At 35.0% G+C, this 25,929-nt stretch carries 19 protein-coding genes, 1 tRNA gene and 1 other RNA gene; 5 read left to right on the top strand and 16 right to left on the bottom strand.

The genetic code is table 11. From position 1 onward, the window contains the following. Positions 1–544: 544 nt before the first annotated feature. From recR to gltB, 11 genes are all read right to left on the bottom strand, one after another. Positions 545–1,141 carry a recombination mediator RecR gene (gene recR, locus ACSUE0_RS02755; protein ID WP_017723276.1) on the bottom strand — a complete coding sequence of 199 codons (597 nt, stop codon included), beginning with the start codon at positions 1,139–1,141 and terminating at the stop codon, positions 545–547. A 4-nt stretch (positions 1,142–1,145) separates the two neighbouring features. Beyond that, on the bottom strand, positions 1,146–1,463 hold the full coding sequence (locus ACSUE0_RS02750; RefSeq protein WP_002484224.1) for a YbaB/EbfC family nucleoid-associated protein: 318 nt from the start codon (positions 1,461–1,463) through the stop codon (positions 1,146–1,148). 88 nt (positions 1,464–1,551) lie between these two features. Next, positions 1,552–3,267 (bottom strand): DNA polymerase III subunit gamma/tau, encoded by a 1,716-nt coding sequence (dnaX, locus tag ACSUE0_RS02745; RefSeq protein WP_119613711.1) that lies wholly within the window; start codon positions 3,265–3,267, stop codon positions 1,552–1,554. A 59-nt stretch (positions 3,268–3,326) separates the two neighbouring features. Further along, on the bottom strand, positions 3,327–3,857 hold the full coding sequence (locus tag ACSUE0_RS02740) for a GNAT family N-acetyltransferase (protein ID WP_436955973.1): 531 nt from the start codon (positions 3,855–3,857) through the stop codon (positions 3,327–3,329). Between the two features lie 191 nt (positions 3,858–4,048). After that, an RNA gene (gene ffs, locus ACSUE0_RS02735) (signal recognition particle sRNA large type) lies at positions 4,049–4,318 on the bottom strand. Between the two features lie 107 nt (positions 4,319–4,425). Next, on the bottom strand, positions 4,426–5,151 hold the full coding sequence (gene treR / locus ACSUE0_RS02730) for a trehalose operon repressor (protein ID WP_436955971.1): 726 nt from the start codon (positions 5,149–5,151) through the stop codon (positions 4,426–4,428). A 28-nt stretch (positions 5,152–5,179) separates the two neighbouring features. Then, positions 5,180–6,814 carry an alpha,alpha-phosphotrehalase gene (gene treC / locus ACSUE0_RS02725; protein ID WP_436955970.1) on the bottom strand — a complete coding sequence of 545 codons (1,635 nt, stop codon included), beginning with the start codon at positions 6,812–6,814 and terminating at the stop codon, positions 5,180–5,182. 86 nt (positions 6,815–6,900) lie between these two features. Beyond that, entirely contained in the window at positions 6,901–8,328 is a 1,428-nt protein-coding gene (gene treP, locus ACSUE0_RS02720) for a PTS system trehalose-specific EIIBC component (RefSeq protein ID WP_017723281.1), read from the bottom strand. Positions 8,329–8,733: 405 nt separating this feature from the next. Beyond that, a tRNA-Ser gene (locus ACSUE0_RS02715) sits at positions 8,734–8,826 on the bottom strand. A 56-nt stretch (positions 8,827–8,882) separates the two neighbouring features. Continuing rightward, positions 8,883–10,346, bottom strand: coding sequence for a glutamate synthase subunit beta (locus ACSUE0_RS02710; protein WP_119613715.1), 1,464 nt, complete (start codon positions 10,344–10,346; stop codon positions 8,883–8,885). 20 nt (positions 10,347–10,366) lie between these two features. Then, positions 10,367–14,869 carry a glutamate synthase large subunit gene (gltB, locus tag ACSUE0_RS02705; protein WP_436955967.1) on the bottom strand — a complete coding sequence of 1,501 codons (4,503 nt, stop codon included), beginning with the start codon at positions 14,867–14,869 and terminating at the stop codon, positions 10,367–10,369. A gap of 139 nt (positions 14,870–15,008) precedes the next feature. Here gltB and gltC point away from each other — a divergent pair, with 139 nt between their 5' ends. From gltC to ACSUE0_RS02690, 3 genes are all read left to right on the top strand, one after another. After that, positions 15,009–15,896 (top strand): glutamate biosynthesis transcriptional regulator GltC, encoded by an 888-nt coding sequence (gene gltC, locus ACSUE0_RS02700; protein ID WP_119613717.1) that lies wholly within the window; start codon positions 15,009–15,011, stop codon positions 15,894–15,896. Between the two features lie 94 nt (positions 15,897–15,990). After that, a complete protein-coding gene (locus ACSUE0_RS02695) occupies positions 15,991–17,106 on the top strand; it encodes a YibE/F family protein (protein ID WP_119613718.1) in 1,116 nt (371 codons plus the stop codon). Then, positions 17,103–17,885, top strand: a complete 783-nt coding sequence (locus ACSUE0_RS02690) for a YibE/F family protein (RefSeq protein WP_119613719.1) — start codon at positions 17,103–17,105, stop codon at positions 17,883–17,885. Before ACSUE0_RS02695 ends, ACSUE0_RS02690 begins: the two co-directional genes overlap by 4 nt. 122 nt (positions 17,886–18,007) lie before the next feature. On the opposite strand, the gene ACSUE0_RS02685 is transcribed toward ACSUE0_RS02690, so the two are convergent. Together ACSUE0_RS02685 and ACSUE0_RS02680 are read right to left on the bottom strand one after the other, a co-directional pair. Continuing rightward, positions 18,008–19,252 carry an ammonium transporter gene (locus tag ACSUE0_RS02685; RefSeq protein WP_436955964.1) on the bottom strand — a complete coding sequence of 415 codons (1,245 nt, stop codon included), beginning with the start codon at positions 19,250–19,252 and terminating at the stop codon, positions 18,008–18,010. A 109-nt stretch (positions 19,253–19,361) separates the two neighbouring features. Further along, complete coding sequence (locus ACSUE0_RS02680; RefSeq protein WP_436955962.1) at positions 19,362–20,222, bottom strand: GNAT family N-acetyltransferase; 861 nt, start codon at positions 20,220–20,222, stop codon at positions 19,362–19,364. Positions 20,223–20,411: 189 nt separating this feature from the next. On the opposite strand from ACSUE0_RS02680, the gene ACSUE0_RS02675 reads away from it, so the two are divergent. Then, complete coding sequence (locus tag ACSUE0_RS02675; RefSeq protein WP_119613722.1) at positions 20,412–20,684, top strand: hypothetical protein; 273 nt, start codon at positions 20,412–20,414, stop codon at positions 20,682–20,684. Between the two features lie 145 nt (positions 20,685–20,829). On the opposite strand, the gene ACSUE0_RS02670 is transcribed toward ACSUE0_RS02675, so the two are convergent. Together ACSUE0_RS02670 and ACSUE0_RS02665 are read right to left on the bottom strand one after the other, a co-directional pair. Next, positions 20,830–21,807 (bottom strand): LysM peptidoglycan-binding domain-containing protein, encoded by a 978-nt coding sequence (locus tag ACSUE0_RS02670; RefSeq protein ID WP_119613723.1) that lies wholly within the window; start codon positions 21,805–21,807, stop codon positions 20,830–20,832. A gap of 154 nt (positions 21,808–21,961) precedes the next feature. Further along, positions 21,962–22,747: an arylamine N-acetyltransferase family protein gene (locus ACSUE0_RS02665; RefSeq protein ID WP_436955959.1), complete on the bottom strand. Its 786-nt coding sequence runs from the start codon at positions 22,745–22,747 to the stop codon at positions 21,962–21,964. Positions 22,748–23,077: 330 nt separating this feature from the next. Between ACSUE0_RS02665 and ilvD the strand changes: the two genes are divergently transcribed. Beyond that, complete coding sequence (gene ilvD, locus ACSUE0_RS02660) at positions 23,078–24,778, top strand: dihydroxy-acid dehydratase (RefSeq protein WP_436955957.1); 1,701 nt, start codon at positions 23,078–23,080, stop codon at positions 24,776–24,778. Positions 24,779–25,157: 379 nt separating this feature from the next. On the opposite strand, the gene ACSUE0_RS02655 is transcribed toward ilvD, so the two are convergent. Beyond that, positions 25,158–25,709 carry a GNAT family N-acetyltransferase gene (locus ACSUE0_RS02655; RefSeq protein ID WP_119613726.1) on the bottom strand — a complete coding sequence of 184 codons (552 nt, stop codon included), beginning with the start codon at positions 25,707–25,709 and terminating at the stop codon, positions 25,158–25,160. Between the last annotated feature and the right edge of the window lie 220 nt (positions 25,710–25,929).

Here is a 25,929-nt window from a genome sequence, read left to right as displayed (position 1 = left end):
ATCAAACTCTCCATAAATGAATTATGATGTTTGATTAGCTCATAAAATACTAATTTGTGTTATCTCTAACACTTGTTTTGAACCAACAATTCAATGTTGTGTTCGGAATTAACGTTGACATATTGCAATTCAGTTTTCAATGTTCATTTCTTCAATCACAAGAAACAATTTTACTCTCTTTAACTTAGAAAGTCAAGAAGTTTTTTGAAATTGTTTTTTATGTTTCGTTTGTATGTTTGTCGCTTTGTTTCGTCCGACAAGTAAATACTATACACGTATAAAAACCTTTTAACAACGGTAAAATTTACACTTACTCTCTTTAAAAATCTAGCTTTATTAGCAAAAACCAAACTTTAACTCATCAATTGTGATTAAAGTCCCTTTTTCAGTGTTTTTCAATACTAAAAAAGTACTAATATATATAAAATAACTCCTATAGCCATACTTTATTTTATTTTATATTTTCTTAATTTTATTTATAAAAATAAGGCTATCCCAAAATGGAATAGCCTTATCCTCTATTTACTATGCATTTCATGCATTGCTACATCTCTGTTCTACCCATTATAGCTTTAGATAATGTAACTTCATCTGCATACTCTAAATCTCCACCTACAGAAAGACCTTGTGCTAATCTCGTTACTGTAACGCCTATTGGTTTTACTAGTCTTGAGATATACATAGCTGTCGACTCTCCCTCTAAATTAGGATTCATCGCTAGTATCAATTCTTTTACTTCTTCGTCTTTTAAGCGATCAATCAAACTAGGTATATTAATATCTTCAGGTCCAATACCGTCCATAGGTGATATAGAACCATGTAGTACATGATACAGTCCTTTGTATTCACGCATCTTTTCCATTGCAATAACATCTTTGTCATCTTCTACTACACAGATGACAGATCGATCTCTTTGCTTATCTTGGCAAATATAACATGGGTCTTGTTCTGTGATATGCCCACATACACTACAATAGGTTAGCTCTCTTTTAACATCTACAAGTGATTTGGCAAATTGAACAACGTCGTCTTCTTTCATATCTAATACATGAAACGCCAGACGTTGAGCCGTTTTAGGTCCAATGCCTGGCAGTTTCATGAAACTGTCAATAAGTTTCGAGATTGGTTCAGGATAATGCATGCGATCACATTCCAGGAATGTTTAAGCCTTGCGTGTGCTTACCTAAACGTTCTTGCGTAAGTTCATCTGCTTTATTCATTGCTTCATTTGTAGCAGCAATCACTAAGTCTTGTAACATTTCAATGTCATCTGGATCTACCGCTTCTTCTTTAATTTCTACATCTAATACCTCTTTATGACCTGATACAGTTACAGTTACCATACCGCCACCAGCTGTACCTTGCACTTTTTCTTCTTTAAGCTTTTCTTGCTCTTCGCCCATTTTCTTTTGCATTTTTTGCATTTGTTTCATCATTTGTTGCATATTTCCGCCACCGCGCATAATTATATCCTCCTTAAAACTTTTACATCACTTTGTTGTGATTTATCTTTTGTCTCATTATACATGCCTTTTTGAACATTGTCATGTATCACTCTTCATCTATAACATTTACAGTACTTTCACCGAATAAGTCTTTTGCTTTTTGAACAACATCTACTTCATCAGGTATTTGAGTCGTAGTTTGTTCGTCATTTCCCGCTTCTGTTGTTGAACCAGTTTTTCTATTTTGAAGATATTCTGTTCTCACTCTCATCCATTGATCTGCTGGCACCCCAACTACTTTAACTGTTTTATTTATAATATTACAAACAACATTTTCGATGTTCTCTCGTTTTTCATCATCTTTATTAACAATTTCACAATGAATCTCTTCCTCAAATTTGATAAGCACATGGGTCTCACTAGCTGCCACTGGTTCAGAATTCTGTAACAAGCTAACTAAAGATTTCATATCATTATTTTTGGCATGATCGACAACTTCTTGCCAATGCTCTTTCAATTGTTTGATATCATCTTTATTTGCTTTATCTAAAACTTTGGCAATTTGTTGCATTGAAAAGGCATTTTTAGATTGTCCACCTTTGCTAGAAACACGCTTTGTTTGCTGCGGTGATGTACTTGTCGCTATACCATTTGCCCTAATTGATTTAAGCTCATTTTCAAGTTGTTCCATTCTTTGTAGCAATACATCATTATTAGGTTCTGTTGCAACACCTGTTGTAGCAACTGTTCGAACATGTTCAGGTGTTTCTTTAATCATTTCAGCTAATTTTACTAATAATACTTCAAAATGTACACTTTGATTCACACTGAAACGAATCGATACAAGTGTATCGTTAATAACATCTATCATTTTGTATAGTACATCTAACTCAAAATGCATTAATGCATCATATTCAGTTTCTTCATTAGAAGTTTTATTCATAATCGTATCTCTAACAAAATAAATCATATCATTAATCAAGCGATTTACTTCTTTACCCTGAGACACAAATTTATGGTAAGTTGCAAAGGCGTTTCTTACATCCCCCTCTACAACCTTTCTAAATAATTCATCTAACGCTTTCGCATCTACACTACCCGTGACATTCAAAGCATCTTCTAAGGTCAAGTGTTCATCACCAAAAGCAATAGCTTGGTCCATAATACTTAGTGCATCACGCATACCACCTTCAGAAGCTTTCGCTATAAAATCTAATGCCGTTTCATCATAATCAATTTGTTGTTCTTCTGCTACGAATTTCAATCTTTCTACAATTTCATTTTGACTAATTGCTTTAAAATCAAATCTCTGTGCTCTTGAGATAATTGTAGGCGGAATTTTGTGAGGTTCTGTTGTCGCCAATATAAAAATCGCATGTGCTGGCGGTTCTTCCAATGTTTTAAGCAATGCGTTAAACGCGCCAGTCGTAAGCATGTGTACTTCATCTATGATATAAACTTTAAATTTCGATTCACTAGGTGCATATTTAACTTTATCTCTAATATTTCTAATTTCATCCACACCATTATTACTAGCTGCATCAATTTCAATAACGTCTGAGTTTGTACCACGAGTGATACCTTTACAAATCGCACATTCATTACAAGGTTCTCCATCTGCACGCTCAAGACAATTAATAGCTTTGGCAAACACTTTGGCAATACTTGTTTTCCCAGTACCCCTAGGCCCGCTAAATATATAAGCATGTGATTGTTTATTTTTTGAAATCGCATTGCGTAGTGTTTTGGTAACATGTTCCTGTCCTACAACATCATCGAAACTTTGCGGTCGGAACATTCTATATAAAGCTTGATAATTCACTTTCGCACCTCCAATTACATTCACCAATCATTATAGCATTGTATTTTCCACTTTGAATATTAGTTAAAAGCTTCAGGATAAATTACATCACCTTTTGGTTGTTCAAGTAATTGATCCCATAAAAATTTAACCATAAAGAATTCCGACGGTACATCAAACGGATTAGAAATCTCAAAATTTTGTGCCTCTTCATAACCAAACTTACCATAATATGATGGGTCTCCCAATACAATAATCGTACTATAGTCTTGTGCTTTAGCCCGTTCTTCAACCGCTTGAATCAGCGCTTTGCCTATACCTTTCCCTCTATAATCTGCTAATACAGATAATGGCGCTAATGCTAAAGCGGTATAACGGTCGTCTCCACTTATAATTGCAATTTCAGATAACATGATGTGACCTATGACTTCACCGTCATCATTTTTAGCTACAACCTCTAGTTCATAATTATATTCAGGTGCTTTCCTCAACATTTTCACTAATTCTTGTTCATCGTGATTTGATTCTGCCACATCTAAAAAAGCCGCTTCAATAGCATCTAAACTTGTATCATAATCATTTTCAGTTAAAGTACTTAAGTAAATTTGCATGGCTACCCCCTCAAAACGTTTAGTTTTATTTTTAAACATTATAACATCAGTTAGCACATTCCATTTGTACGGATACTAAAACAACATTAAAGCATTGCTTATATTTTAATATAAAAAAAGAGCGACTGCTATCAAAAGAAGTCACTCTTTATATATGTATATTTGAATTTAATTATTTTTTAAAATTAAAACCGTGCACCTTCGCTTCGAATACGTATCATAAACGTAACCAAAGTCGACAGCTAAATCTCGGCAACCCTACGGCACATACGATGATCCACTTAATGCTGCTTCCGTCAGGACCTGACATGGTTCATGGGTTCATATTGCATAGGACCGAGATCTTCAAACACTACGTGCTTTGGGCAGACTTTACAAAAACGTACCCTTAGCAAAGGAATTCAGTCTCGCGTAAAGCGGATTTCGAGTACAGGGAACCGCTACCTCCCCACCTAGCACGGCAAAATATATCATACTATATTCTTCTATCTGAATGCAAGCATTAGCTTTTCATTTAACAAATAGATTATTAGAACCATTCACAAAACGGTCATCTTATAAATAAATATTATATTTTGTGACGCCTTGAGAAATCTTTGAATTTAAACTCTGTAGCTAAATGCCTAGAAATATTATATTGGAATTGTGTAGTATCTTTGAGATGTACAATCCCCCGTACAGTAGCTGTATAAGGTGGCGCTACATCACCAAACATCTCATACTCTAAGTCACCAAAAGCTTCAAATGTTATTGATTTATTAGAATAACTAATATCTAATCCTAGCACATTCTCTACATATGCATATAGAGACGTTTTTACAATATCCCAGGTCAAACCTGGAACAATTGCTTCTATTAAATAATCTTCATCAATTATCTTTACTTTGTCATTAATCTTCCTAGTACGAATAACATGCCACAATACTGTGCTTTGGGTAACATTTAAAGCTTCCTTCACCCTTGGCACATCCCCTGCAGGTATTCGCTCTAAAACTTTCACTTCAGTTTCATGTTGTAATCCTAACCCTTGTTGAACTTCTCGAAAGCTCGTTAAATCTGCAAATGGAAATTCTGTTAGTCCTTGATATATTACAACCGAACCTTTACCACGAATTTTTTGTATCATTCCATCTCTCACTAATAAATTCAAAGCTTTACGGACAGTTTCACGTGACGCATCATAAGTTTCTACCAGTTCATATTCTGACGGTAATTGTGTACCATAAGATATGCGCGATTCGATGATGTCTGCTCGCAAAGTTTCATATATTGTAATAAACTTTTTTTGTGCCATATGCGCTCACTCACTATCCTTTTATAAATTATTGTGCTACAACTATTGCACCAAAACCATCTATCAGCCCATCCGAGATATTACCATGTTGCATCATCACTCGACCTTCAACATTTAAGTCCTCTGGTATAGCAACACTTTCTTTTGAAAAGTTCGCCACAACTAACCAAGTTTCACCTTTATAATGTCGTTTATATACAAATAACTCATCGTGTTCCATGTACAATGGTTCAATACTACCATAAGTTATAATATCGTATTCATGACGCAAGCGAATTAAATCTCTGTAAGTATGCAAAACAGATTGATCATCTTCAATAGCAGCTTCAACATTGATTTGATCAAAATTATGAGGAATATCTATCCAAGGTGTTCCTGTAGTAAATCCTGCATTTTCCTCGCTCGTCCACTGTACAGGTGTTCGTGAGTTATCTCTAGATTTTTGACCTAATATTGTTAATATTTCATCTTCATCATAACCAGCTCGCTTCATATTATTATAAGCGTTTAACGATTCTATATCTCTGTACTGGTCAATACTAGCAAAACCAGGATCCGTCATACCTATTTCTTCCCCTTGATATATATATGGTGTCCCTTGCATCATATGCAATACTGTTGCCAGCATCTTAGAGCTTTGTTTACGTAACGTTTCATTAGTATCATTTCCAAAACGCGAAACAACACGCGGTTGATCATGATTACACCAAAAAATTGCGTTCCAACCCCCACCTTCATAAATACCCAGTTGCCATTCCATTAGTATATCTTTCAATTTATGAAAGTCTAATTTTGCATTTGACCATTTTTCGCCATTAACGTAATCCACTTTAAGATGATGGAAATTGAAAACGCTATTCAACTCTTGACGTTCAGGCGCCGTATATTTTATACAATGATCAATCGTTGTGGAAGACATCTCACCCACAGTCATTAATTCTTTACCTCCAAAAGTACACTCATTCATTTCATGTAAATATTCATGTACATGTGGACCGTCTGTATAGAATTCTTTACCAATTTTTTCAGAATTTTTAAATTCACCTTTTGAAATTAGGTTAATAACATCAAAACGGAAGCCATCTATACCGAAGTCTATCCAATAATTGATAATATCATATAATGCGTACCTTACTTTGGGGTTATCCCAGTTCAAATCCGCTTGTGTTACATCAAACAAATGTAAATAATACGCATCTGTCTTTTCATCGTATTTCCACGCATTCCCTCCAAATTTCGATTCCCAATTTGTTGGTGGTTGAGCATCAGATGACCTTTTAAAGAAATAGTAATCTCTATATTCACTATCGCTATCAGCGTATGCTTGTTTAAACCATTCGTGTTCTGTAGATGTGTGATTTATAACAATATCCATCATTATCTTTAAATCACGTTTATGAGCTTCAGCAACAAGTGTTTCTAAATCTTCAATCGTGCCGAACTTCTCATTTATTTTATAATAATCACTAATGTCATAACCATTATCATTCATTGGAGATTCATACACTGGTGTTAACCAAATGTAGTCTACACCTAAATACTGTAAATAATCTAACTTTTCAATGATTCCTTTCAAATCACCTTCACCATTACCTGTCGTGTCATTAAATGATTTCGGATATATTTGATAAACTACTGACTTTCTCCAATCACTTTGACTCATGGAATTACCACCTTTACTTATATTATTTAAAGAAGAAAAACCCGCTAAGTCGTTTTAGCGAGTTTAGTTGTATTGCTTTAGAATGCTTATTCTTCTACCATTTCTTTTGCTTTATCTTTACTAAATTTTGACAAGAATACCGTTAGAATTGCCGGAACCACAATTGCTAAGAAGGTACATACAAGGTAGATACCCCAATACTCGCTTTTAATTGAGATGAAAGCAGGAACGCCACCGACACCAACACTACCAAGCACGCGCGTTGCACCAATGATTGCTCCTAACACACAAGATGTTGATATCGCTGCGACAAACGGATATTTCAATGGTAAATTGACACCAAATAATGCCGGTTCCGTCACCCCTAAGAAACCTGAAACACCAGAAGTCATTGCCAAACCTTGTTCTTTGCCCATTTTACGTCTTCTATAAACAAACCAAGCGCCGAATGCTGCTGACCCCTGACAAATATTAGATATCGCCAAAATTGGCCATAAGTATGTTCCACCGAGCTCACTACCCATAAGTTGGAAATCAACAGCCAAGAACATATGATGTAATCCTGTAATAACAAGTGGTGCGTATAATAAACCATAAATAGCGCCACCTAACCAACCAGCATGTTCAAAGACGAACGTCACACCATTTGTAATGCCAGTACCTAGCCATAACGCTACAGGACCAATAACAATAAATGCTAAGAATCCTGTTATTAGTAATGCAATTGGACCAACAACTAACATTTTAATTGAATCATGAATATGTTTATTTAAGAATTTTTCAATTTGAGCTAAAACATATGCTGCAAGTAAAATCGGCAACACTTGTCCTTGATAATTTAGTTGCTTGATTTCTAAACCAAAAATATCCCAAGTAGGAATGTTACCTTTTGCAATATCATACTGCGAAACAAGCTGTGGGTTCATTAAAATCAAACCTAACACTAAACCAAGTATTTGACTTCCTCCAAACACACGCATACTACTCCAACCAATCAATGCTGGTAAAAATATGAAAGCTGTACTAGCAATGACGTTAATAATATTTGAGATATCGCCCAATTGTGGAAATTGTTCAACAAGTGGTTTCGGTCCAAATAAATCTTCCATTGTGAGTAAATTATTAATTCCCATAAGTAAACCAGCAGTTACGATTGCTGGCAAGATTGGTATAAAGATATCCCCTAATAACTTAATCAATCTTTGAATAGGATTCCCCTTTTTAGCTGCTGCCGCCTTTGCATCATCTTTAGATGACTCACTAATCCCCGTTTCTGCTATCAGTTGCTTATAGACTTCGTCTACCGTTCCCGGCCCAATAACTATTTGATATTGGTTATCTGCTTTGAACTGGCCTTTCACTAAATCGTTATTACTCAATCGGTCTTTGTCCACTTTATCATCGTCTTTCAAGACAAGTCTCAAACGTGTAACACAGTGTGTTGCTGTGTCCAAATTATCTTTGCCCCCAACAGCTTCGACTATATCTTGCACATCTTTCTTTTTAACGGCCATGACGATCCACTCCCTTATACTTTTAACATTACAGAAATTATAACTTGTCTAGACAAGTTTTGCAAAGGCTTTCATAAAAATATATACAAAACTTTTACCCCATCGTACAAAAGGCCATAACAAACTGTATTATTACTAAAAGTGAGAGATAGCAATCTAACGCCTTTCACTTAGTTATCAACTGTTCATTCTTCATCAAAACACATTTCTTTTTCGTTGAAAAGTTACCATTTTGATTTTATAACTTTAAATTCCTTATTCAGCAAAGAACGGATAAACATAATTTTCTAGATACCTTACTATATAATCATGCAGTCTTAAAAAGCACATCAAAAAAGGCAAGCATTCAATACGAGATTGAATACTTGCCTCATCTATTCATTAGTCTTGGTTTTAAAAATATAATGGCGGAGGAAGAGGGATTCGAACCCCCGCGAGCCGTTAAGCCCCTGTCGGTTTTCAAGACCGATCCCTTCAGCCGGACTTGGGTATTCCTCCAAACACAATACTCATCATATTATAGCCATTTGTAAAAGTCAATCAAAATTACAAAGTTACACTAATGTTTTTTCATTTAAATAAGAATCTACAGAATCTGCTACCGCTCTACCCTCTTGTATCGCCCATACAACTAAACTTTGTCCTCTTCTAGCATCGCCTGCAGCGAATATGTGCGGTTGGTTTGTTCTAAAATCTTTGTTATCAGCTACAATTTTATTGCGTTCTGTTTGAATATTAAAAGCATGTGGCACTGTTGTTTCAGTACCTACAAAACCTATAGACAGCAGTACTAAATCCGCTGGCCAATGGCGCTCAGTACCATCTACAACTACCATGCCTTCATCAGTTTCTTCGAGAATTTGTGTATAGACACCTTTGACATTACCAATTCTATCCACATCATAGCGCATTGTTTGCACACCATAAGCACGTGGCTCAAAACCAAAGCGTGATTTATATTCTTTATGTGCATAATCCATTTTAAATACAGGCATTGCCAACGGCCAATACGTATTCTCATCAAATTCAATTTCTTCTGGTTGTTTTGTATATTTATTAAATTGTACGATTGATTTACAATTTTCACGCAATGCAGTAGCCACACAGTCTGCTCCTGTATCTCCTGCTCCGATTACGACCACATTTTTACCTTCGGCAGAAATAGATGGTTCATCGATTTCACCATTTAAATACTGACCTTGTTCTGTTAAATAATCCATCGCAAAGTGAATACCTAATCCCATGCGTCCTTCTAAAGGTAAATCTCTTGCGTTTTGTGAACCGGTACATAAAATAATTGCATCATATTGCTTGTTAAGCGTTTCTTTGCTAATATCCACGCCAATTTCTGTATCAGTTTCAAAACGTATACCAGATTCTTTCATCACTTTTATTCGGCGACGTACTACATCTTTATCTAATTTCATATTAGGTATACCATACATCAACAATCCTCCAGCTTCGTGCGCACGCTCGTAGACTGTTACGTTGTATCCTAATTTATTTAATTCATCTGCAGCAGTTAAACCAGCTGGACCACTGCCTACTATAGCTATTGATTCGTCTTTACGATACTCTGGTACTGTCGGTTTTACCCAACCATTTTCAAAAGCTTCATCTATAATAGTTCTTTCAATCCCTTTAATAGCAACTGATTCACGATTAATCTTCATGACACAAGATTGTTCACAAGGCGCTGGACAAACACGCCCTGTAAATTCAGGGAAGTTATTCGTTTCGTTCAACCGTTCATAGGCAGTTTTGAAATCTTGTCTATAAACAAGGTCGTTCCATTCTGGAATATAATTACCTATAGGACAACCAATGGTTTCTCTACCAAATGGTTCTCCGGTTTGGCAAAATGGTGTACCACAATCCATACAACGAGCACCTTGTTGCGCCGCTTCGTCTTTCGTAAATCTTTGCTGAAACGCATCGTGACTCTTCAAACGATCAACCAAAGACAACTCGTGCAATTGTTGTTTGTCATAATTCATAAATCCTTTGAATTCGCCCATGATAAATCCCCCTTCTACAATTAATATACGGCAGTCAATTGTTGCTCTGATTCTATATATTTGCGCTTGTCATTAAAAGCATTTAATAAAGCTTGATCAAGTTCTGTTGAATTTTGCTTTTGTAAATCGATTTTTTGCATCATTAGTTTATAGTCTTTAGGAATTACTTTAACGACTTTATCTGCAACATGTTCAAAGTTAGCTAAAATATTTTTCGCCTTCGTACTATTTGTATACTTCACATGTTCTTCTAACATAGATTTCAAAACATCATATTCTTCTTCGACAGTAATGAAATCGAAATCTAAGCTGTCTAATTTATTTTCTGATTTAAATTGCTCTATATCAGACGGGAAGATATAACTCACACCGCCACTCATACCTTGGCCAAAGTTTTTACCTACATCACCTAACACAACAACTCTACCACCAGTCATATATTCAAGACCATGATCACCAATACCTTCAACAACTACTTGCACACCACTATTTCTAATACAAAAACGTTCTCCAGCTTTACCACTTATAAAAGCTTTACCATGAGAAGCACCATAAAAACAAACATTACCCACGATAATTTCGTCTTCACGTTGTTGGTTTGGCGCCTTAACAATCACTTTACCACCAGATAAACCTTTACCTACATAATCATTAGCGTCTCCTGTGTGATGAATCGTTAAACCACTTGGTGTATAAGCCCCTAAACTTTGACCTGCATGACCAACAGTCTCAGCATAAATCGAATCTTCAGGCAGTCCGTCTTTACCATGTGCTCTTGTAATGGCGCTACCAGTGATAACACCTACATCACGTTGTTCGTTTTTCAATTGATATTGACCACTAAATAATTGACCACTTTCAATCGCAGCTTTAGCATCTGGATAAAATCCTGTTAAATCAAAGCCTTCGTCGAGATGGTGGTTTTGCTCTACTTTTTTAAATCTTTCACCTTCGTGTTGATACAACAATGCTTCAACATTCATCGATGCTGCTTTAGGACGACTGTTAGCTAGATTGTTCTTACGTGTTAATAAATCCGTTCTACCTACAAGTTCGTCTACAGATTTCAATCCAAGTTCAGCTAGTATCTCACGCAATTCTTCAGCAACAAAGTGCATAAAATTAACTACATGATCCGCTCTACCGTTAAACAAGGCTCTTAAATCTTGGTTCTGTGTAGCAATACCTACAGGACAAGTATCCTTATGACAGACACGCATCATAATACATCCGAGTACTACTAATGGCGCAGTAGCAAAACCAAATTCTTCAGCACCTAGCGCACATGCATAAGCAACATCTTTACCTGTAAGTAACTTGCCATCGGTTTCTACTTTCACTCTTGATCTTAAACCGTTCATCATTAGAGTTTGATGCGTTTCCGCTAGACCAATTTCCCATGGCACCCCTGCATGTTGAATACTCGTTTTAGGAGAAGCACCTGTACCTCCGTCATATCCACTAATAACAATCTTATCTGCGTATGCTTTAGCAACACCAGCCGCAATTGTACCTACACCTGTTTTGGACACAAGTTTCACCGTAATGTTTGCGTCTTTATTTGCATTTTTTAAATCATGTATTAATTGTGCTAAATCTTCTATTGAATAAATATCGTGATGTGGCGGTGGTGATATTAAACCTATACCTGGTGTTGAACCCCTTACTTCAGCTATCCACGGATATACTTTAGTACCCGGTAATTGTCCGCCTTCCCCTGGTTTAGCGCCTTGCGCAACTTTGATTTGTATTTCTTTGGCATGTTGTAAATAATCACTCGTCACACCAAAACGACCGGATGCAACTTGCTTAATTGCACTAGAACGATTACGACCTTCTTCATCTACAATATAGCGTTCCGGATTTTCCCCACCTTCACCGCTATTACTTTTACCACCCATTCGGTTCATCGCTTCAGCTAATGTTTGATGCGCTTCTTCAGAAATTGAACCATAACTCATTGCCCCTGTATTAAAACGTTGAACAATGGCACTTGCAGGCTCAACTTCACTGATATCAATAGCTTTTTGCTTTTTAAATTCCATCAAGTGACGAACGTGATCAGTGCGTTTATGATTAACTTCATATGAAAATGATTTGAATTTTTCATAATCATTTAATCTACATGCATGTTGCAACAAATGAATAGATGTCGGATTAAAGGCATGGTGTTGACCTTGTTTACGCCATTGGAATGTACTTCCTGATTCAATATATTTACTGGTAGGTGTTTGTCTTGCTTTATTTTCCTTATCTATCATATCTATGGATATACCTGAAAGTTTAGTTTGTGTACCTGTGAAATATTTTTCAACAACTTCAGATGATAAGCCTACTGCTTCAAAAATTTGTGCCCCTTGATAACTTTGAACAGTAGAAATACCCATTTTAGCCATAACTTTTATCACACCTTCAGATAATGTATCTGTATAGGTTTGAACATTTTCAGAAATACCCCCTTCTAAACGTTGATTTCGCACTAACTGCTCAATCGTACGTTGTGCTAAATAAGGTACAATCGCGTTTGCTCCATATCCTAACAAGCAAGCAACATGATGTACTTCTCTTGTTTCTCCTGACAAGGCTACTATACTCGTGCGCATGCGCAATCCTTCTCTTATCAACAACTGGTGAATATGACTCACTGCTAACAGCATCGGCATCGCATATCCTTCATTAGCATTCACTAATTCACGATCATCTAATACTATGATTTCTTTGCCTTTTTTCACAGCATAAATCGCTTTATCTCCTAATTCCTCTAAAGCTTCCTCTAAATCATTTTGATAAATCGTAGATAAATGCGTAACATTAAATTTACTCTGCTCAATGACTTCTAGTTGCGCTTCTGTTAAAACTGGTCGTACTAATTGAATACGGTTCAATACGTCTTCATTCGGATTCAATAAATTCCCTTCGCTACCTAAATAAGATAGTTCACTCGTAACTATTTTTTCACGGTAAGCATCGATAGGTGGATTCGTAACTTGCGCAAATAATTGCTTGAAATAATTAAATAATGTTTCATCTTTTTCATTTAAAGCCGCAATCGGCACATCGTACCCCATTGCACCTATTGGGTCTTTCTTATTTTCAACAATTTCAGTCAGGTATTTGTCCATTTCTTCTTTTGTATAAGCGAATTGTTTTTGTAAACGCGTTAAACTTTCATCGCTCCATGCAGAATTTTGATACGATACTTTAGCCAATCCTAAATCTACTTTGAACTGATTCAACCAACTTTCATATGGATGTTCATCTGCGATACGCGCTTTCAATTCGTTATTTTCTATTACTTTATTTTGTTTGAAATCAACCAGCAACAACTTCCCTGGGTTTAATTGACCTTTAAACACTACATTATCTTCTGGTACATCTACCACACCGACCTCCGAAGAAAAGACAATATAATTATCTTTCGTAATCGTATAGCGTCCTGGTCTCAAACCATTTCTATCCGTTAACGCACCAATCTTATCTCCGTTACAAAAAGAAATCATTGTAGGACCATCCCACGGTTCCATAAGATAACTATAAAACTCATAAAATGAGCGTACATTAGCATCATTAGCTTCATTGTATAACCAAGGTTCTGGAATCATCAACATCGCTGCTCTTTCAGGTTCCATAGCTAACGATAAAAATTCTAATGCATTATCTACAATGGCAGAGTCACTACCATCTTCATCTACAATTTCCTTAATCTTATCTTTATCGTCACCAAATATTGTTGCTATTAAATCATTTTGTCTTGCTCTCATCCAGTTCACATTACCTTTTATAGTATTAATCTCACCATTATGCATGAGCAATCTGTTAGGATGTGCACGTTTCCAACTTGGAAACGTATTTGTACTAAAACGTGAATGCACAAGCCCTAACTTTGAAACATAAGTCTCATGATTCAAATCTTGGTATAACGCTTTTATTTGATCTGAACGTAGCCATCCTTTGTACACAATTGTTCTATGAGATAAGCTTGTAAAATATAAGTTTAAACGTTGTTGATTAGCGTAATTTTCAATTTGTTTACGCGCTAAAAACAATGTTCTTTCTATGTGTGATACATCGTTTAACGCAACAAACACTTGTTGTATATGCGGCATAGTTTCAACTACGTGCGATGCTATTGCATTCGTATCTACAGGAACATCTCTATAACCAATGACACTTAAGCCTTCTGCTTCAAAGTGAGCATTAAATTGCGCTTCATGTTGAGAATCAGCTATCTTCTCATTAGTAAAAAACATTCCAACCGCATATTTACCTTCAGCCGGTAAATCAAAGTCAACTTTTGTTGCAAAGTATTCATAAGGCACTTCTGTCATAATACCGGCACCGTCGCCAGTAATACCATCAGCACCAATCCCCCCACGATGATCTAACCTACGTAACATTTCTAATGATTTTTCAACAATCTCGTGATTTCTCTGATTATCCATATTGGCATAAAACCCTATACCACATGCATCATGTTCTTCGCGGCCATCATATAAGCCTACTTTTTCACCATATTCAAGCATGACCCTCACCTCTTTTACGAAAATTCTGAATATTAAATTAAGTAAGTAAACTATATAGCAGTTGATTAATCTGTTCAATATATAAATTAGATGATATCATTCTAATTATTAGAATGATTTGGAATAGGAGTTATTAACTATGGAAATAAAACAATTAAAATATTTTATAGAAGTAGCTAAAAGAGAGCACTTGTCAGAAGCTGCACTTGAATTAGACATTGCACAATCTGCCATCAGTCGACAAATCACGCAACTCGAAAAAGAATTACAAGTTACATTATTTAAAAGAGAAGGACGTAATATTCACCTTACTGATGAAGGTAAGCATTTGTTTACAGAAGCGACTAAGATTATCGATCAACTTGATGAAACTATACGCTTATTTCATAACCAATCTGAGTCAAACCACTTTATCATTCGCATAGGTTATGTCGAAAGTTATATTTCTCAAGTACTAACTTTATTAATCCAAGCCTTTGAAAATAAAAGTGATTCAGTAGTTGAACCCATTCTAATGGAAGAAAATGACATACTCAATGCTTTACTCACCGATCAAATCGATATTGCTTTTACAGAGTTGAAGCATAACCTTAAGAAAAACCCTTCATTAAAGATTAACCCTTTATTCGAAGAAAATTTTCATATCTATGTTCCAAAAGATGATCCCATTACCATGGCAACTAACCCACCGTTAATACAATTTTCAAATAAAATGATTTACGAACTCTACGCCTTACCTCATAACATCAGACAAACATTAGAAAAGGTAGTCGAAACACCAATACGTACAGTTACACACACACAACTCGCACAATATTTACTTAATAAAGAACGTGGTTACATCATCGCCCCCTCATACCATCTTCTAGATAAAAACCCGCAAAAATGGGTAGATATTTCGCTAGAACACACAGAGTTAAGACGTACGATTTGTAGTATCGTTCGGCAAGACAATCGTAAAAACGATTTACAATTGATGCTTACAACTATAGAGCAATTATTAAGTCGTAGTGCGACTTATCATTAATGCAGACTCAAAACTATAGCCTATAAATCTTTGAATTCAACAAAACTGGGGCGTATAATCACATTGTCTAAAATATAGAGAGGATTGAGTCAGCTTGAATTCAGCTAAAAAAATATTGAAGCGCCCTTTTAATTGGGTTGTCTTTGCTTTTTGCATCATATTTTTAGGAGTTTTTATTTTCACTTTCGTGAATGCTAAATTTTACGATATACCTATAGGTCAAGTTATCAATATTGAAAATAAATCTACATCCCAAATTACAGATGAACATCATAACAAAGATACGAAACATAAAGAACAATTAACAATCAAAATACTCAACGGAAAATACGAAGGTAAAACGACTACTATTCAAAATCAATACATTGAGTCACAAGCAGACAGTGAAGCTTATTCCACCAACGATAAAGTCCTGCTACATATTGACGATAAACTGAATAGTGCATATATCACTGAAAAGAAACGCGATAGCCTAATTGTCGCCATTACAGGTTTGTTTTTATTAACTGTATTGCTAGTGGGAAGAAAAATCGGTTTACAATCAATTTTATCGTTAGTGATTAATACAATGGTCGTTGTCTTAGCCATTTACATTCATAATCAGTACCCTAACATCAGTTTATTCGGTTTGATGAGTATCGGCATTTTCATTTCAACTATATTAACTTTAATCTTAGTTACAGGTTGGCAATGGCGAACACTCATTACAATTATCAGTACATTACTCGGTACATTCATTTGCGTCGGCATTACACAATTAGTTATACATTTCACTGACGGTTCAGGTATAAAGTTTGAAACTATGAGCTTTTTAACGTTACCACCTAAAGAAGTATTTCTCTCTTCTGTATTAATTGGTACCTTAGGTGCTGTAATGGATGTCGCGATAACTATCGCAAGTGGTATGGCCGAAATTTTACGGCGTACACCAGACATCAGTATGACGCGTTGGGCGTTAGCTGGGCGTAATATCGGGCAAGATATCATGGGCACTATGACAAATATCTTACTCTTTTCGTATTTATCAGGTAGCTTACCAATGCTACTCATATACTTAAAAAATGCAAACACCATTACATATACTATTTCTATGAATTGGTCACTTGAAATTTCCCGGGCAATCACAGGAGGTATTGGCATCGTACTAACAATTCCGATTACAATCTTATTGATGCAACTATGGTTTAGAATGAGAGGTGCTAACCAATGAGCGCTATAACAATTTTAGGTCTAATATTGCTGGTATTAATGCTTATCTTCGGTGGTAAAAAAGGACTCATTTCTTATATGACACTGTTCTTGAACTTCGTCACCCTATTAATCGCAATTGTCATCATTATATTTGGGGCACCGATTTATCTAGTCACACTTATATTCTGTATTATTATCGCAGCATGTAACTTATTTATGTTGAATAGTTATAACACTAAAACCAAAGCTGCATTTTATGCGACGATTTTAACTACAGTAATATTAATCTTGGCAATTTATTTTTCTGTTTCAATCGGTGATTTACAAGGCTTTACGACAGAAGAACAAGACGAGACTTATATATTTTCCATGAATATCGGTATCGACATGGTCAAATTCATGGTCTTTACAATTGTGTTGGCAGTCATTGCAGCAGTAATTGATTTAGCGATTACGATAAGTTCTCCAATGTGCGAATTAAACGAAACAAATCCTGAATTAACTCAGAAAGAACTATTCCAATCTGGTATGCGCGTTGGCAGAGAAATATTAGCAACTTCAGCAAACACCATTTACTTAGCTTATTTTGGTGGTCAACTGACATTATTTTTCTGGTTCTTCAAACTTAATTATTCATTTGGCCACATAATTAATTCGAAAATTTTTGCTCAAGAATTTATTTCAATTCTGTTAGGTGGAATTGCTGTAGCCATTAGCATTCCAATTACAGCATGGTTAACCTCCATTTTAATTAAAAAGCAAAAGACATCAGTAACACAAAATAACCAACAATTTTAACTTGAACCTATCGGGATTAGAACATATATTTACGTCTATATCTCGATAGGTCTTTAATATATTAAATTTTCCAACTTGCATTTCAGATATCACATCATATATTATTTCGTAAACATGAAATCTTAAAAACGTCTATTCAATTTATTCAATTCACCACTGAAATATGCATTTTCCCCATGAACAACATAGTCTAGACCTTGTTCTTCTTCAACTTCACCCGCAGCAAGCTCGCTAAATAGGCCAATTATTTTTGCGATAATATATGTAACTAATCCACTAAATATAATTGTTACGATTACTGCCAATATTTGAACCATTACCGCCTGTATATTACCACCAAATAGCAAACCATTCGGAATACCATCATTAACTTTTTGTGATTGGAATACGCCCGTTAATATCGCACCGATAATACCTCCGATACCATGGATTCCAAATGCATCTAAAGCATCATTATATTTTAATTTCACTTTGATATAATTAATCGCAAAATAACAACATAAGCCACCTATAAACGCAATTAATATAGCACTCGTATAATCAACAAACCCTGCTGCAGGTGTGATTGCTACTAAACCTGCTAGCATTCCAGACAACATACCGATTAAACTCGTCGTCTTTTTCATCCAATATTCTATAATCGACCACCCTAATGAGCCTGCGCTCGCTGCTAACACAGTATTAATAAATGATGTCATTGCGATATGATCAAATGTTAACGCACTCCCTACATTAAACCCATACCAACCAATCCATACGAATATACCACCTATTAATGAAATAATAAGGTTATGTGGTGGTCGTTTATCAAAGTTTTTGCCTGCACCTATCATCACTGCTAACACTAGTCCCGAAACACCGGAAGTGATATGTACTACGGTCCCACCAGCATAATCTATCGCACCAAGTTGATCAATCCAACCCCCACCCCACACCCAATGCGCTACAGGACTATATACTAAAATCACCCATAAAAACACAAAAATAAGATAAGGTATAAACTTCATTTTTTCTGCAATTGAACCAGATAATATCGAAACAGCAATTGTACAAAACATCATTTGAAATAACATAAATAATCCTAGAGGTACGTGTGATGCCATTTCCGTTTGAGTATCAAATCCAACATGTTGTAATCCCAAATATGTAAAATCGCCTAAGATTATATTTCCTGAACCGAAACTCAAACTAAAACCGAGTATTATCCAAGCAAATGTAACAACTACAATAGCAGACATACTTTGCATCACTGTGTTCAAAACATTTTTAGACTGCACTAAACCTCCGTAAAACAAACTCAATCCTGGGGTCATTAACCATACTAATAACGTACAAAAAAACAAAAATAATGTATCATTCATATTCATATTGCTCACTCCTTTGTAGAAGATCATACCCCCTAACAAATCAGATCACAAAAATGCGTCAAATAAGATAACACACTGTGTTAAGTTATTTGACGCTCTGATTCATTTTTTATAAATTTTGTTTCAAAATATATACTGGTCGCCCTTCTAACTGTGAGGTTCCTACGTTTTGGTAGCAATATTGTTGATATAATTTTTGAGCTATTTCATTATCAGTATTTACTGTCAAATAGATTTCATCAACATCAGGAAAATATTGCCTTAAATATTTTGGTAGCGATTGAATGACTTGTTTGCCATAACCATGACCTCGATAATTCGAATCAATGCTAAATGATCTGAAAAATATCGAGCTTTTATTGTTTGAATAAGGTACAACGCCCTCCCCTTCATGCAATGTAAAGAAACCAACGCATTCTGACCTAGCATTATATACCAATGTCGGGTGACGCTCTCCATCGTTAGTAGCAAGCTCAATATTTTCTTCAGGGCTTTTTGTAAACTTTCTATCTTCTGCTGTGATATTGAATTGTTTTATTTCTGAAATAAGTGTCTCTTCATAAGGTACAAGGTTAATAGTTTCACAATGTTCTGATTGTGTATCAATCCAAGTTAAAACTGCTGGCGCTATTTTATGACGTTCTGATTTATGCATCCATTGCATATCTGTAATTTCCTTGTCAGGTTCAATCGCATCCCAATTTATATTCACTGTAGTACGGTAACAATTCAGTTCTGTTTGTGTATTTTTCTGAGGATATGCTTCTCCAACGACTGTTTGAAGATAGACAAAAGATGACTCTGGTAAATCAATTTGTAATTCTTCTTGTACTTCTCTTTTTAGCGCTTCTTTATGTGATTCACCCGCATCTATCTTACCACCAGGGAAATAATACTTTTTTCTATTTCTAGCTTGAACGAGCAATAAATACTCATTATATTCAACTACTAAACAAACACATTTAATCATTTTGTACCACTCCATCCCATATATACAATCGTACTATTTTTATATGAACATCGCTTATGTTATCATATTTCAATATTGTGTACATCTTATATTTCAAACAACATTAGACATTTATACATCAATCGTAAGTTTATAAAGTGTTATAATATTAAAATAAGATATACATTTTAACATGGAGGGTTTAGTAGAATGGCTAAGAAAACAAAAATCAATCGCATTTCAAATACAGTTAATTTTGCAGGCATTGCAGTAGAAGGTTTCAATTGGTATGCCTATCAATCAAAAAACAAAAAATTAATATATGCTAGCATGGCAATTACAAGCGTAGGTGCAGTATTAGATTTTTATACAGCTTTAAAGTCACCACGCAAATTCGCAAAAATATTTTCAACTTTTACACTTGCAAGTACGCTATTCACAACAGCGAAACGCGTTAAATCTTTACGCAAAGAGAACGCATAATAACATAGTACGCTTTCTGCTAAGATAACATAACTTCAATCTCTTAAGTCGTACATCATTCTAATTTATATTAAAAACTTATATAAAAAGCTCGTATTACAGTTACACGTTTCATACTGTAATACGAGCTTTTTGCTATATTTATTTAGTGAATATATTTAAACGATTTAACTTGTGATGCTGGAATTGTTCTATAAGTAACTGTACCAGGTGCAGCAGAATAATTCATTTCAGATACGGTAATACTACCGTTCGAATTTACTGATTCTACAAAAGCAACGTGCCCGTAATAACCTAAATCCGATTGTAAAATAGAACCCACTGTAGCATTATAATCCACAGTATAACCATCAGCCGCAGCACCAGTATCCCAACTATTAGCATTCCACCAATAAGTACTGATACCTTTACCAATTTGCGCACGTTTATTAAATACATGCCAAGTACATTGTCCCCAATCATATAGATTAGAATGGTTGAATACAGGTGAGTAATATCCCGACGATCCTGTTGAACCAGAACCTCCAGTTGATGCATTACCTGATACTTTCAATTTTTGACCAGGATAAATATTGAAATTCGATAAACCATTTAAACTCATGATTTTTTGATATGTAGTGCCATACCTTGCAGCAATCGCTGATAATGAGTCACCACTCTTAACTATATATGTTGTTGTACTTCCACTACTTGTATTTCCTGAAGTATTCGAACCTCCAGTTGATGCAGTGCCTGACACTTTCAATTTTTGACCAGGGTAAATATTGAAATTCGATAAACCATTTAAACTCATGATTTTTTGATAAGTCGTTCCATATCTCGCAGCTATACCTGATAATGTATCACCAGATTTAACTGTGTATGTCGTTCCAGTTGATGTGTTTGAAGTCGTGTTCGAACTTGATGTCCCTGACACCTTCAATGATTGGTTTGGAAAGATAACATTTGAACTTAGATTATTCAATGACTTCAATTTGTCCACTGAAGTATTAAATTTATTCGCTATTGACCATAATGAGTCGCCACTCTTAACTTTATAAGTTGTAGCGGCATCTGCGTTAGTTGATGAAACTGCTGCTAAGGCGCTAGTGCCTATTACAGTAGCAATAATTTTTTTACGCACTTATGTAAACCTCCTACTATATATCTATTACACTTCGTGTCTATACTCACTCTTTTATTATACATCGTAAAAATGTACATTAGTATATTATTTATATGACATTATGATTACAAAAGAGAACGTAAAAATATAAAACCTGTAATATACAACTTATTTATGACCGTTCAAACGTTAATATATTTACATTATCAATACCAAAATAGTTATCTAATATCGCTAAATAATTATCACTTGTCACAGGTTTCTTCACTTTTTCATCACGATCTGTAATAGTTAAATGGGAATTAGACAATGTTATACGACCATTATCGGTTGCTTTACTTACTATTAATTTTTTCACAAATATAGAACCAGGGTTATGTTGGTTATACGTTATACCCTCTTCAAAATCTGAAATATTTTTAGGTGCATCCGTCGCTTGATATTGTATTTGCCATCCATTATCTTTATACTTACACATTTCAATCGTTTGTGTATCTATATAGGAAGCTCTGAAATAACCATTGATATCAGTAATAACTTCTTGATTATTCGATAAAGGCATTGCCTCTTTAGGTACATCCGCATATCCAACATCTACTAAATAGTCTTGTTGATTTACCTTTACCTTGAGCGCCATATGTGAACCTGCCATCGCCCAACCATTTCCTGTATTAATTGTCGCAGATATCATATCTACATTAAATCCTTTTCCAACTAAATAATTTTTGAAAAAACGATTTTGTTCATAACAAAAACCACCTCGATGTTCTTGAAGGATTTTGTAGAGCATAGACTCATCATTCAGTGCAATCGGTTGCTTATTTTGGACATTTATATTTTCAAAAGGAACATGCAAAACATATTGATGAATATAATGATTTAATGATAGTAAATCAATTCGATTATATTTTTTTGTATCAATTTCTAAATAATTCTCTAATTGACTAAAATCTGTCATTTTAATTCCCCCTCAATCTATACTATTCTACAATACACATATATTTTAATCTAAGAACATTATTTAAAACAATTTTTTAGATTTTCAAAAAATGGCTTAGTTCCTGATTTTTACAACATTAAATACAGGGTATTACTATATATATAGGTCATGATAAGTTTGACATTAATCCGATATACAGATAATGTGTACTTTCGATACTTTTTAACTAACATCAGAAACCAACACAACTCTATACGTTCTTAAGTTTTTTAGTATAGACGTATGACTAACTATTAAAAATTCTGATTTTTCTAACATTATAAAACAACATATCTAGGGGGTTATCACTTGGCTAAAGATCAAGAACAACAAACAAATCAACAAGATTTACGTATACGAAGTAAAGTAATTAGTGAAGGTGTCAGTAGAACGCCTAACCGTGCTTATTTACGCGCACTCGGTTTTGAAGATGAAGATTTCCAAAAACCTATGATTGGGGTCGCAAGTACTTGGAGTGAAGTTACGCCATGTAACATGCACATTGACGGTCTAGCACGTGCATCTAAACAAGGTATCAGTGAAGCAGGTGGCTCTCCGTTAATTTTCAATACAATTACAGTTTCAGACGGTATCTCTATGGGGACAGATGGTATGCGTTTTTCATTACCAAGTCGTGAAATCATCGCAGATTCAATAGAAACCGTTGTTAGTGCTGAAAACCTTGATGGCGTTGTAGCTATAGGTGGCTGCGATAAGAACATGCCTGGTTGTATGATTGGAATCGCTCGCTTAAATTTACCTGCCGTATTCGTTTACGGTGGAACGATTTTACCTGGAAAATTAGATGGCAAAGATTTAGATGCCGTATCTGCATTTGAAGGTGTCGGACAATATAATAATGGAGAAATTGATAAAGAGGCTTTACATAAAGTAGAATGTTCTGCGTGCCCTGGTGCTGGTGCTTGTGGTGGTATGTTTACTGCTAACACGATGTCATCAGCAATTGAAGCAATGGGTATGAGTTTACCAGGTAGTGCCTCACATCCTGCTGTTTCTACGAATAAAGCAAAAGATAGTAGAGCAGCCGGAAAAGCAGTTTATAAATTATTAGAAAAAGGTATTTATCCAAAAGATATCATGACTAAAGAGGCCTTCGAAAATGCAATTACCGTTGTAATGGCGTTAGGTGGTTCAACAAATGCTATTTTACATCTACTTGCTATAGCACATACAATTGAAGTAGATTTAACACTAGATGATTTTGAGAGAATCCGTAAGCGTGTGCCTCATATTGCTGATCTGAGACCAAGTGGTAAGTATGTAATGGCGCACCTTGACGAAGTGGGGGGCATCCCTGCTGTTATGAAGCTACTTCATAACAAAGGATTAATTCACGGTGATTGCTTAACTGTAACTGGCCATACAGTAGCTGAAAATTTAGCTAGTCAACCAGACCTAACTGATAATAAAGAAATCATAAATTTCGAAGAACCTAAACATGCAACTGGGCCTCTTGTTATTTTAAAAGGTAACTTGGCTCCTGAAGGGGCTGTAGCTAAAATCTCTGGCCTTAGTGTCACTTATATCAAAGGACCTGCACGTGTCTTCGATTCAGAATCGAAAGCCACTAAAGCTATACTAAATGATGAAATCAAACCTGGCGATGTCGTCGTTATTCGTTACGCAGGTCCTAAAGGCGCACCAGGCATGCCTGAAATGTTATCTGCATCTTCTATCCTTGTAGGAAAAGGGTTAGGAGAATCTGTAGCATTACTTACAGATGGTAGGTTCTCTGGCGGTTCCCATGGACTAGTTATAGGTCATGCTGCACCAGAATCTCAAGTAGGTGGACCAATGGCACTCTTAGAAGAAAACGATATAATTACCATTGATGCAGAGAACCTTGAAATTAGTTTCAACGTTTCCAAAGAAGAACTTGAACGTCGCTATCAAAATTGGGAAGTCCCTCCTCTAAAAGCAACAAAAGGTACACTCGCTAAGTATGCTAAACTTGTCTCTTCAGCATCAAAAGGCGCAATTACTGACTAAATATCATTATAATATAAAGCAAAAAAGTCTTATTACAAAGTGTTTTCTAACACATTGTAATAAGACTTTTTTCTATATAATGCAAAATTTTTCACAAAAAGACACTTTAGAATGCGCAATTGTTTATTCCTTTTATTTTTAGTCATTAGAGAATGATTTTTTACAACTTAGGGAATATAAAACAAAATTGAACGCAATTGTATTATATTTAATTTAACAAAACAAAGCGAGGTGAGTTACATGAGCTTTATCATTGATATCATCAAAAAAATCGTTGGTTTATTCACAGGTAAATAATTTCTAAAAATTATTTGAGATCGGGACATTCAATTGTTTCGGTCTCGTTTTTTATTTTTTTACTTTATAAACTATGTAGTATTTACTCTCTTATCCCAAGCCATTCAAATTTTAGTATACCCATTTTAATGGCATCAAAATATTGTCCATTCACACTTCTTGCTTGTCTAATTCTAGCTTCTTCTCGCATGCCCACTTTTTGAGCAAGCTTAATCATTCTTTCATTACCTGACCATGTTGAGATACCCAACCTATGAACAAAATCTTTCTTAAATAAATAATCAATCCATAGTTGAAATACTTCTGTGCCAATACTACTTTCCCAATAATCACTATTGTAAATAACAATACCTATTTCTAACCAATTAGTATTTTTATCTATCCAATATGAACCGACAGTCCCTATAAAATTACCTTCTACCATAATCGCTAAAGTGCTTTCTACATTTGGATAGATATAACGATTTTCCTCTAACGCTTTAACAAATGATAATTTATCTATTTGCGGTTCCTCAATATATGGACCATTCCATTTTTTTGCCTTTTGTTCAAGCTCTTCATATTTCCAATAATAGAAATCATCCATAATCGCTTCATCAAGCGACTCTAAAGTACCTTTTGAAAACTGTATCATTACACCTCTCCTAACCTAATCATTATGTGTTAGTATACTTTAAACTAACCAATACTCAAAATGGAAAAAGGGCCAAGCATAAACCAATAATTACAAATTGATTTCAATGCCTGCCCCCTCTTGATTATAATAATTAGTTTAAACTTGTTATACCGTCATATTAATCTTTAGAAAAATAATGTTTTAATCACACGGAATAACGAACCTAATAAATCAAATA

The organism is Staphylococcus sp. AS1337, assembly GCF_051408735.1.
Classification (GTDB): domain Bacteria; phylum Bacillota; class Bacilli; order Staphylococcales; family Staphylococcaceae; genus Staphylococcus; species Staphylococcus xylosus_B.
The sequence above is the reverse complement of the archived record's forward strand: the minus strand, read 5'-3'. Positions and strand labels throughout refer to the sequence as shown.